This window comes from Pseudomonas sp. NPDC078700 (assembly GCF_044542375.1).
Lineage (GTDB): Bacteria > Pseudomonadota > Gammaproteobacteria > Pseudomonadales > Pseudomonadaceae > Aquipseudomonas.
The window spans coordinates 1,205,362-1,214,757 of the sequence record NZ_JBITUI010000001.1 but is presented as its reverse complement, the minus strand read 5'-3'; the positions used below and the strand labels follow the sequence as shown (position 1 = coordinate 1,214,757).

Genomic DNA, 9,396 nt, shown 5'->3' with positions numbered 1-9,396 from the left:
GTTGTTGCTGTACCACGATTCACCTTTCAGGTTTTGCGATAGCTGAACAACAGATGAAATGAACGGCCTACCGGCCTGACGAGGATCCTGACATAAAAATCGGCTTCAGAAGCCGACGGTTTTTTAAGGATCGTCAGGCGCGACTCTCATCGTGGCGCGGGGCTAGCCCCAATTGGACGCCGGATAGATTTAAGCAAGCCAACCATTTCACCCGTTAATCAGTATTGCAAAAAATGGGGTGACCATAGATTTTATGCCCTAAGTTGGGCGGACGAAAGTGCTGTGTCTACCCATTTGGCTGCGAAAACTTAACCTTAACGCTTGCTCTTCAAGCCGTAGTTTTCGTCGAGCATACCCGGGATATTGCCCATTTTCGGCGCATAGTCCTTAGGCGTTTCGTGATCGCGCGGTGGCGTTAAGCGCTCGCGTTTATCACGCTTGTCGCTTGCGTCGTCTGAATGCAAGGCGGCCATCAAACGTTGCCGAGTCAACTCATCAAGTGCCAGTTGACTGGTGCCTTCAGTGAGGTGCTCTTGGACGTCTTGGTAGCTCTGGGTTAATTTTTTAACCAAATTCGCCGTGGTGTTGAAGTGGGTGACGACATCACTTTGGTAGTTGTCAAAACGTTCCTGCAGCTCATCAAGCTGACGTTGAGTGCGGCCCGGAACTGCATTGGGCGCTAAGCGCGCAATCAGAAATCCTATTGCGATACCTGCAACCAGGGCTATGGCTGGTATCAGCCAGGCTGTTAGCGTCTGTTCCACGAGTCCTTCCTCTCTAAACGGCTTTGCTTTACGTTAGCGGTTGGCGCCTGCGCTGTATAGCGTAATGCGAGCCAATATGTTTTTGGCGCAGGCTGACAGCCTAGACGAATCGACCCTGCGATGGGTCACGGAGTTCACTTTTGCTCACCCGTGAAACTGCTGTATTTATTCCCGGGCCAAGCGGTCAGCTTGAAGCCCTTTCCCTTGAAGTGCCCGATGCCCGTGGCGTTGCGCTTATTTGTCATCCCAACCCGGTGCAGGGTGGCACCATGCTTAATAAAGTGGTGTCGACCTTGCAGCGCACTGCACGCGACTCTGGATTACACACATTACGCTTCAACTATCGGGGTGTCGGCAATAGTGCAGGCAATCACGATATGGGCTCGGGTGAAGTTGATGATGCCGAAGCTGTTGCCGAGTCCTTGATCAAACAATACCCGAATTTGCCGCTGACCTTGATGGGCTTTTCGTTTGGCGGGTTTGTTGCGGCAACACTCGCCGGTCGTCTGGAGGGGCGGGGCATTGAGGTGCAGAAGCTATTTATGATCGCGCCGGCGGTAATGCGCCTTGATCAAACGCCTCTGGCTCAGCGCTGCAGCATGACGATCATTCAGCCCGAGGCGGATGAAGTGGTTGAACCGCAGCTGGTTTATGATTGGTCAAGTGCGCTTGAGCGTCCACATGAGTTGTTGACCGTGGCAGAATGTGGGCACTTTTTTCATGGCAAACTGACGGATCTCAAAGATTTGTTATTGCCGCGCCTATAATCAGTAAGCGAAAGCCCATGACCACTCGTATTCTCACTGGCATCACCACCACCGGCACACCGCACCTTGGTAACTACGCTGGGGCCATCCGCCCCGCAATTGTTGCAAGTCGCGATGCTAACGTGGATTCGTTTTACTTCCTGGCCGACTACCATGCGCTGATCAAGTGCGATGACCCGTTGCGCATTCAACGTTCGCGTCTGGAAATCGCCGCCACTTGGCTAGCCTGCGGCCTTGATGTCAGCAAGGCCACTTTCTATCGCCAGTCAGATATTCCAGAAATTCCCGAGCTGTGCTGGCTGCTGACTTGTGTGGCAGGCAAGGGCTTGCTCAACCGCGCCCACGCGTACAAAGCATCTGTGGATAAAAACATCGAGCTCGGTGAAGACCCCGATGCGGGCGTGACCATGGGCTTGTTCAGTTACCCGGTGCTAATGGCTGCGGACATTTTGATGTTCAATGCACACAAAGTGCCGGTGGGTCGTGACCAGATTCAGCATGTCGAAATGGCGCGTGACATCGCCCAGCGTTTTAATCATCTGTTTGGCCAAGGCAACGAGCTGTTTACCTTGCCAGAGGCGGTGATTGAAGAAGACGTGGCGACACTGCCTGGCCTTGATGGCCGCAAAATGTCGAAAAGCTACGACAACACAATCCCGTTGTTCAGCAGCGCTAAGCAGATGAAGGAAGCGGTTGCGCGCATCGTTACGGATTCGAAGTTGCCGGGCGAAGCCAAAGACCCTGACAGCTCGCACCTGTTCACGCTATACCAAGCCTTTGCTTCGGCTGATCAACAGGCCCAGTTTCGGGCTGAATTGGTTGATGGCTTGGGTTGGGGGGAGGCCAAACAACGCCTCAATGACCTGCTCAATGCTGAGCTGGGTGAGGCCCGTGACAAGTATCAGGCGTTGATTGAGCGTCCTGCTGATCTTGAGGACATTTTGCTAGAGGGTGCTGCCAAGGCGCGCAAAATCGCCACGCCGTTCCTGAGCCAGTTGCGTGAAGCGGTTGGGTTGCGCTCGTTCCGTTCGGCGGCCGCAAACACTGAGGCGACGAAGAAGAAAGTCAGCAAAAATGCCCGCTTTGTCAGCTTCCGTGATGAGGATGGCAGTTTCCGCTTCCGTCTGTTGGATGCGGCGGGTGAACAACTGTTGTTGTCTAAATCCTTTGCCGATGGCAAGTCGGCAGGCATGGTTAACAAGCGCTTGCAGTCGGGCGAGCCGCTGGACGTCCGTGAGCAGGGCTCAGGCTTTGTCGTCTGGCTCGATGGAGAAGTTGTAGCCAGTAGCCCTGAATTCGCTGATACAGAGGCGCTAAAGGCCGCTGTTGAGCGTTTGCGTGATGCTTTGGCGGTCGAGCCTGTCTAATAGTGCCCCTAGCTGATTGATTATCTGCGGGGCAGGGCCTAAAGTACCTGCCCCGTTTTTGTTGCTCAGCTAACGAATATGACTCCGCTAGAACGCTATCAAGCCGATCTCAAACGTCCCGACTTCTTTCATGATGCGGCGCAGGAAGTGGCTGTGCGCCATTTGCAGCGTCTGTATGACGATTTGGTCGCGGACACGTCAAACAGCAAGCCAGGATTATTCGGCAAGCTCTTTGCCAAGAAGCCCCAGGCGCCAATCAAAGGCCTCTACTTTTGGGGTGGGGTTGGCCGTGGTAAGACCTACCTGGTCGATACCTTTTTCGATGCGTTGCCGTTTGAGCAAAAGGTCCGTACTCACTTTCACCGCTTTATGAAGCGTGTGCATGAAGAGATGCGCGGCCTTAAAGGCGAGAAAAACCCGCTGACCATTATTGGCAAGAAGTTCGCCGAAGAAGCGCGGGTTATCTGTTTCGATGAGTTCTTTGTTTCGGATATTACCGATGCGATGATTCTAGCGACCTTGCTCGAAGAACTCTTCAAGAATGGCGTCAGCTTGGTTGCCACCTCGAATATCGTGCCTGACGGCCTGTACAAGGATGGCTTGCAGCGTGCGCGATTCCTGCCCGCTATTGCCTTGCTCAAAGTGCACACTGATATTGTCAATGTCGACAGCGGTGTTGATTACCGTTTGCGCGCGCTTGAACAAGCTGAGCTGTTCCACTGGCCTTTGGGCGCTGAGGCAGAGGCCAGCTTGCACAAAAGCTTCAAGAGCTTGCTGCCCGATTGCACGCATGCCGTTGAGAACGAGGCGATCAATATCGAGAACCGCGAGATCACCGCGGTGCGTGTGTGTGAAGACGTGGCATGGTTCGAGTTTCGCGAGCTCTGTGATGGTCCGCGTAGCCAGAATGACTACATCGAGTTAGGCAAGGTATTTCACGCGGTGCTGCTGGCCAATGTTGAGCAGATGGGGGTTGCCACTGATGACATGGCGCGTCGCTTTATCAACTTGGTTGATGAGTTCTACGACCGCAACGTCAAGTTGATCATCTCGGCAGAAGTTGAACTAAAGGACTTGTATACCGGGGGGCGTCTTACGTTCGAGTTTCAGCGCACCCTCAGTCGCTTGCTGGAAATGCAATCCCATGAGTTCTTGGCGCGAGCGCATCGACCTTAAGCGAGCTTGCCGTAAACGAAAGGCTGCCAGTGGGCAGCCTTTTTTATACCTGCTGGGTGGGCTTAGTTGCCCGCTACGCGCTGCTTGAAGCTGTCCAGTAGCTGCTTGGCGTGGGCGATCTCCAGTGAGTCCATCGCGCTTATAGGCGTGATGGCGGCAGCTTTCTTCAAGTGTTGCAGGGCTTTGTTGTCTTGCTCGTCGTCATAGACGTAGCTCAATGCGTTTGCGTATTCGTAATGACCGATAGGCAGGTCATCTCTGGCTGCAAATGAGCGCTGGAAATAGCCTTCCATTTTCTCTGCGCTGACGTTGTAGGTCAGCTTGCCTGCCATTGAGCCAATCTTGCGAATGACCCCTGCCTGGTAGCCACCATACAGCGCTAGTGCATAGGGCTGTCGTGGGTCTTTGCTGAGAATGGCATCAAGCTCATCGGGGATCTGTGAGGTGTAGCCGCGCTTGAGTATCACCGGGATCGACAGTTCTTCGCCGAGTCGGGCCTTCGCATAGGTTCGGCCGAACTGGGCAACTAAATCGAGCTTAGCCAGGTCACCGGCTTTATCGGTCAAGTCGATCACCTGCTCAAGCAATTGGTGTTTTTTGTCTTGGTCGGTCTCCAGGTACATCGCATAGAGCACTTGGGCAAACATGGCGGGTACTTGGCCGCCAAAGCCCAGCGTCATGCCCTGTTGTTTGGCTTGGGCAAAGTCGCCGCGAAACAGGCTTCGCCATGCGTCCTGAAGCTTATTTGCATAAGCGCTGGCGAGCTCTTCAGGTGTGCCTGATGGGAGTGTGCCGGGCACCACAGAGGCCAGAGTTTTTGGGTGTTGCGTAGCCAGGCTCAGCACCCAGGGTGCGTCTGGGAAGGGGTAGTCAGTGCCAAAGCCGCGTGTAAGTTGGGGCCATGCCTGGCGTAGTTTGTCGCCGGAAAAGTCGAAGTTGGACTGGTCATAAGGGAAGGCTTTCCAGTCGTCTTGCGCGTTGGCGCTAAGGCTGAAAAAGCTGAGCGTGACGAGCGAAGCAAAGAGCAGGCTGCGCATAAGGAAGTCCTATTTGTTGTTATTGGGAGCCCTCGTAAGGGCTATCCCGATCATAGGACGCCGTGTGTCAACGCCTACCCATCTTAGGGCTTGTGCGGCAGATGGATGGCCCTCAGACAGGACCGTTTTTGTGTTGAAATTGGCGACGGTAAAGGTTAGGCGACAATTCTGTGTGCTGACGAAACAGTCGTGCAAAGAAGCTGGCGTCGTCGTAGCCCACCTCGTAGCTAATGGTCTTGATACTTTTGCGGGTGGCGCTTAATAGCCCTTTGGCTGTTTCGATGCGTAACCGTTGCAGGTAGTGCAGGGGCTTGTCCCCGGTTGCGCTTTGAAAGCGGCGCATAAAGTTGCGAATGCTCATGCCATGTTCGCGGGCAACATCCTCAAAGCGGAACTTGTCGGCGTAGTGTTCTTCAAGCCATTGCTGAATCTGCAGGATGGTCAGGTCGTGGTGCAATTTCTGGCCACCAAAACCAATGCGCCCAGGGGTGTAATTGCGTTGCACCTCAAACAAGATGTCACGGGCCACGCCTTGGGCAACGCTGGCACCGCAGAACTGCTCGATCAAATAAATAAACAGGTCGCAGGCTGATGTGACGCCGCCGGCGCAGTAGAGGTTGTCCGCATCAGACAGGTGCTTGTCTTGGTTAAGCAGGACTTTGGGGAAGCGCTCACTGAATTCATCAAAAAAACGCCAGTAGGTGGTGGCCTCTTTGCCATCGAGCAAGCCGGCTTGAGCCATCCAAAACACTCCGGTGGCCTCTCCGCAAATAGCGCTACCAGCGGCGTGGCAGGTTTGCAGCCAGCTCAGTACATTGGGGTGGCGTTGGCGTAGGGCATCAAAATCATCCCAGAATGCTGGCAGGATGATTACATCCGCAGGTTCCAAGCCGCTGTCGACTGGAAGCATGACGTCGCTAAAGCTGTGCACGGGCAAGCCGTCAGGGCTGACTAAGTGAATTTCGATGGTTGGGGTCAAGCCCAGGCCTTGCTGTTTGCCGTGGCGTAGGCTGGCCATGTGAAAGAAGTCTTTAGCCTGCAGCACGGTTGAGGCGAACACGCCGGTGGTGGCCAGGATGCACACGCGTTTGAGCGGGGTTGGGTGTTGAGCGGTCATGGTCAATTTATTCTTATTTAATGCGGCTTGGGGATCAAGGTTGCACGTGGGGTGCATGCCAGGTCATCGGCCAATTTATTGCTGAGTGTCAGTGTTGACCCATGCTTGCCCAGTTATAGGGGCGATTTGGTCAAGGTACGGCTTGATCGTCCTATTTATTGGCGCTTGTGTCCAGTGTGACTATTGCGGTTACTCACCTAAAGTCTCATCACGTTTGATAACCGATCAGTCAGGTGAAAGCATGATTCCAAGAACAATATTCAGCTCTGACCATGAGCTCTTTCGCGACAGCGTGCGTAAGTTTTTTGAGCTCGAAGCCGTGCCTTTTCATGCCCAGTGGGAGAAGGATGGTCACATCGACCGGCAGCTTTGGAACAAGGCGGGAGAGGCTGGAATGCTTTGCTCGCACATTCCTGAGGCGTACGGCGGAATCGGAGCTGACTTCTTGTATAGCGCTGTGGTTATTGAGGAAGTAGGGCGGTTAGGGCTGACTGGGATTGGTTTTTCCCTGCATTCTGACATTGTTGCACCGTATATCCTGCACTACGGATCGGAGGCATTGAAGCAAAAATACCTTCCGAAGATGGTCAGTGGTGAAATGGTCACGGCCATTGCTATGACCGAACCAGGTGCAGGCTCCGATCTGCAAGGGGTGAAAACCACCGCAGTGCTTGATGGTGATGAGTACGTTATCAATGGCTCGAAAACCTTTATTACCAACGGCTTTCTCGCTGACTTAGTGGTGGTCGTGGCTAAGACCGATCCTACGGCAGGTGCCAAAGGCACCAGTTTATTTCTGGTTGAAGCAAATACCCCGGGTTTTGCCAAAGGTAAGCGGTTAGAGAAGGTCGGGATGAAGGCCCAAGACACCTCCGAGCTGTTCTTTCAGGATGTCCGCGTACCCAAAGAGAATCTTTTGGGGCAGGCAGGTATGGGCTTTGCCTATCTGATGCAGGAACTGCCGCAGGAGCGTTTGACTGTGGGCATAGGTGCGCTGGCATCGGCAGAGGCCGCTCTGCAATGGACGCTTGACTACACCCGTGAGCGTAAGGCGTTTGGTAAGGCCGTAGCTGATTTTCAGAATACCCGTTTTAAGCTGGCGGAAATGGCCACTGAAATTCAGATCGGTAAGGTCTTTGTTGATCGCTGCCTTGAGCTTCATTTGCAGGGCAAGCTTGATGTACCTACGGCGGCAATGCTCAAGTATTGGGGTACGGATTTGCAGTGCAAGGTGCTCGATGAATGTGTGCAGTTGCACGGTGGCTATGGCTTTATGTGGGAATACCCGGTGGCGCGCGCTTGGGCAGATGCCCGTGTGCAGCGGATATACGCAGGCACCAATGAAATCATGAAAGAGATCATTGCCCGCTCGCTTTGAAGTTAGGCCCAGCAATAACAACAATAATCCCGGCAATTGCCGGGATTATTGTAAGTGGCAGGGCTTAAGGCGCGGGGTTGGGTTGTGACTTGTGGATTGCGTTTATAGCCTCAAGTACTTCACTCGTTAGCGTTATTTCGCTGCTTTTCAGGTTGTTTTCTAGTTGATCCAGGGTAGTTGCGCCAATGATGTTGCTGGTGACGAATGCTCGTGAGGTGACAAATGCCAAGGCCATCTGCGCAGGGTCAAGGCCGTGCTCCTGGGCCAAGGCAACATAGCGTGCGCAGGCAGACTCCGTTTCCGGGTTGCTGTAGCGGGCAAATCGGCTAAAGAGGCTCAGGCGTGCACCTTCGGGGCGTGCGCCGTTGGCGTATTTGCCTGAAAGCATGCCAAATGCCAGTGGCGAGTAAGCCAGTAGTCCGCATTGCTCGCGAATGGCCACTTCAGCGAGGCCCACTTCAAAACTGCGGTTAAGCAAGTTGTAGGGGTTTTGGATCGATACGCTGCGGGCCCAGCCCCGGCTTTCAGCCAGTTCGAGAAACTTCATGGTGCCCCATGGTGTTTCGTTGGATAGGCCTATGTGGCGGATTTTGCCTGCTTTGACCTGCTCGTCGAGGGCTTCGAGCACCTCTTCGAGCGGGGTAAAGTCGCTGTCTTGATGCTTGTAATCGAGTTGGCCGAAGAAGTTGGTCGGGCGCTCAGGCCAGTGCAGCTGATAGAGGTCGATCCAGTCGGTCTGCAGGCGTTTAAGGCTTGCGTCGACGGCTGCGCGGATGTGCGTGCGGTTGTGTTTTAGCTTGCCGTCACGGATATAGTCGATGCCATTACCGGGTCCGGCAATCTTGCTGGCCAGCACCCAATCGGCGCGATCGCCGGTTTTGGCAAAGTACTCGCCAATAATCTGTTCCGTCTTGCTGTAGGTTTGCGCGCGTGGCGGTACCGGGTACATTTCGGCAGTATCGATAAAGTTGACGCCGTATGCTTTGGCTCGTTCAATCTGTGCGAAGCCTTCATCACGGGTGTTTTGCTCGCCCCACGTCATGGTGCCTAGGCAGATAGAACTCACTGAAATGTCTGTCTTGCCTAGTTTGCGAAAGTCCATTGAGCTGTCCTCTGGAAAAAGAGTTATACAATCAGGTTGCTAATTTTTTCGCAATCTGCATAATTGCGCAGCTCTTTCTGCAGTGGAAGTGATGCGCCGTCTGCCGAAGAAATCTTGCCGTGTAACGGACGCGCTGACCCGAGCCCCCGATAGCGTCTGTCTCCGGCTGCCTTTGACCTTGTCAAAGTACGCACTATTCAGTAAGATCCGCCGTCTTATTTATCAGGGCGGCCCCTGAGGCTATAAAGAATGAAAACTTTTACTGCTAAACCAGAAACAGTTAAGCGCGACTGGTTTGTCGTCGACGCTGCTGGTCAGACCCTGGGTCGTCTGGCTACCGAAATCGCTACCCGTCTGCGTGGCAAGCACAAGCCTGAATACACTCCGCACGTTGATACCGGCGACTACATCGTCGTAATCAATGCTGAGCAGGTACGTGTTACCGGTGCCAAGACTACCGATAAAATGTATTACTCTCACTCCGGTTTCCCGGGTGGCATCAAGTCGATCAATTTCGAAAAGCTGATCGCCAAGGCGCCAGAACGCGTGATCGAGACCGCGGTTAAAGGCATGTTGCCTAAAAACCCACTGGGTCGCGACATGTACCGTAAGCTGAAAGTCTATGCGGGCGCTGCTCACCCTCATACTGCTCAGCAGCCCCAAGAACTGAAGATTTAACGGAATAGTT

9 protein-coding genes are annotated in these 9,396 nt (G+C 53.8%); 5 read left to right on the top strand and 4 right to left on the bottom strand.

The genetic code is table 11. From position 1 onward, the window contains the following. Nucleotides 1-314 precede the first annotated feature (314 nt). The gene (locus tag ACIGCM_RS05885) at nt 315-764 is read right to left on the bottom strand and encodes a YhcB family protein (RefSeq protein ID WP_397501067.1); all 450 of its coding nucleotides are present in this window, start codon (nt 762-764) and stop codon (nt 315-317) included. Nucleotides 765-904: 140 nt separating this feature from the next. On the opposite strand from ACIGCM_RS05885, the gene ACIGCM_RS05880 reads away from it, so the two are divergent. From ACIGCM_RS05880 to zapE, 3 genes are all read left to right on the top strand, one after another. Beyond that, on the top strand, nt 905-1,531 hold the full coding sequence (locus ACIGCM_RS05880; protein WP_397501066.1) for an alpha/beta hydrolase: 627 nt from the start codon (nt 905-907) through the stop codon (nt 1,529-1,531). A 17-nt stretch (nt 1,532-1,548) separates the two neighbouring features. Continuing rightward, nucleotides 1,549-2,898: a tryptophan--tRNA ligase gene (locus ACIGCM_RS05875; RefSeq protein ID WP_397501065.1), complete on the top strand. Its 1,350-nt coding sequence runs from the start codon at nt 1,549-1,551 to the stop codon at nt 2,896-2,898. 78 nt (nt 2,899-2,976) lie between these two features. Next, the gene (zapE, locus tag ACIGCM_RS05870; protein ID WP_397501064.1) at nt 2,977-4,074 is read left to right on the top strand and encodes a cell division protein ZapE; all 1,098 of its coding nucleotides are present in this window, start codon (nt 2,977-2,979) and stop codon (nt 4,072-4,074) included. Nucleotides 4,075-4,136: 62 nt separating this feature from the next. On the opposite strand, the gene ACIGCM_RS05865 is transcribed toward zapE, so the two are convergent. Together ACIGCM_RS05865 and ACIGCM_RS05860 are read right to left on the bottom strand one after the other, a co-directional pair. Next, entirely contained in the window at nt 4,137-5,111 is a 975-nt protein-coding gene (locus tag ACIGCM_RS05865) for a hypothetical protein (protein WP_397501063.1), read from the bottom strand. A gap of 112 nt (nt 5,112-5,223) precedes the next feature. Continuing rightward, the gene (locus ACIGCM_RS05860; protein ID WP_397501123.1) at nt 5,224-6,129 is read right to left on the bottom strand and encodes a GlxA family transcriptional regulator; all 906 of its coding nucleotides are present in this window, start codon (nt 6,127-6,129) and stop codon (nt 5,224-5,226) included. A 340-nt stretch (nt 6,130-6,469) separates the two neighbouring features. On the opposite strand from ACIGCM_RS05860, the gene ACIGCM_RS05855 reads away from it, so the two are divergent. Next, on the top strand, nt 6,470-7,606 hold the full coding sequence (locus ACIGCM_RS05855; RefSeq protein ID WP_397501062.1) for an acyl-CoA dehydrogenase family protein: 1,137 nt from the start codon (nt 6,470-6,472) through the stop codon (nt 7,604-7,606). Between the two features lie 64 nt (nt 7,607-7,670). Here the strand turns inward: ACIGCM_RS05855 and ACIGCM_RS05850 are convergent, their stop codons facing one another. Next, nucleotides 7,671-8,708, bottom strand: a complete 1,038-nt coding sequence (locus ACIGCM_RS05850) for an NADP(H)-dependent aldo-keto reductase (RefSeq protein WP_397501061.1) — start codon at nt 8,706-8,708, stop codon at nt 7,671-7,673. Nucleotides 8,709-8,957: 249 nt separating this feature from the next. Here ACIGCM_RS05850 and rplM point away from each other — a divergent pair, with 249 nt between their 5' ends. Beyond that, a complete protein-coding gene (gene rplM / locus ACIGCM_RS05845; RefSeq protein WP_069897891.1) occupies nt 8,958-9,386 on the top strand; it encodes a 50S ribosomal protein L13 in 429 nt (142 codons plus the stop codon). The last annotated feature ends 10 nt before the right edge of the window (nt 9,387-9,396 follow it).

Coding starts and splice junctions, on each gene's coding strand:
- ACIGCM_RS05875 (WP_397501065.1), top strand. CDS start 1,549: ATGACCACTCGTATTCTCACTGGCATCACCACCACCGGCACACCGCAC.
- zapE (WP_397501064.1), top strand. CDS start 2,977: ATGACTCCGCTAGAACGCTATCAAGCCGATCTCAAACGTCCCGACTTC.
- ACIGCM_RS05865 (WP_397501063.1), bottom strand. CDS start 5,111: ATGCGCAGCCTGCTCTTTGCTTCGCTCGTCACGCTCAGCTTTTTCAGC.
- ACIGCM_RS05860 (WP_397501123.1), bottom strand. CDS start 6,129: ATGGCCAGCCTACGCCACGGCAAACAGCAAGGCCTGGGCTTGACCCCA.
- ACIGCM_RS05855 (WP_397501062.1), top strand. CDS start 6,470: ATGATTCCAAGAACAATATTCAGCTCTGACCATGAGCTCTTTCGCGAC.
- ACIGCM_RS05850 (WP_397501061.1), bottom strand. CDS start 8,708: ATGGACTTTCGCAAACTAGGCAAGACAGACATTTCAGTGAGTTCTATC.
- rplM (WP_069897891.1), top strand. CDS start 8,958: ATGAAAACTTTTACTGCTAAACCAGAAACAGTTAAGCGCGACTGGTTT.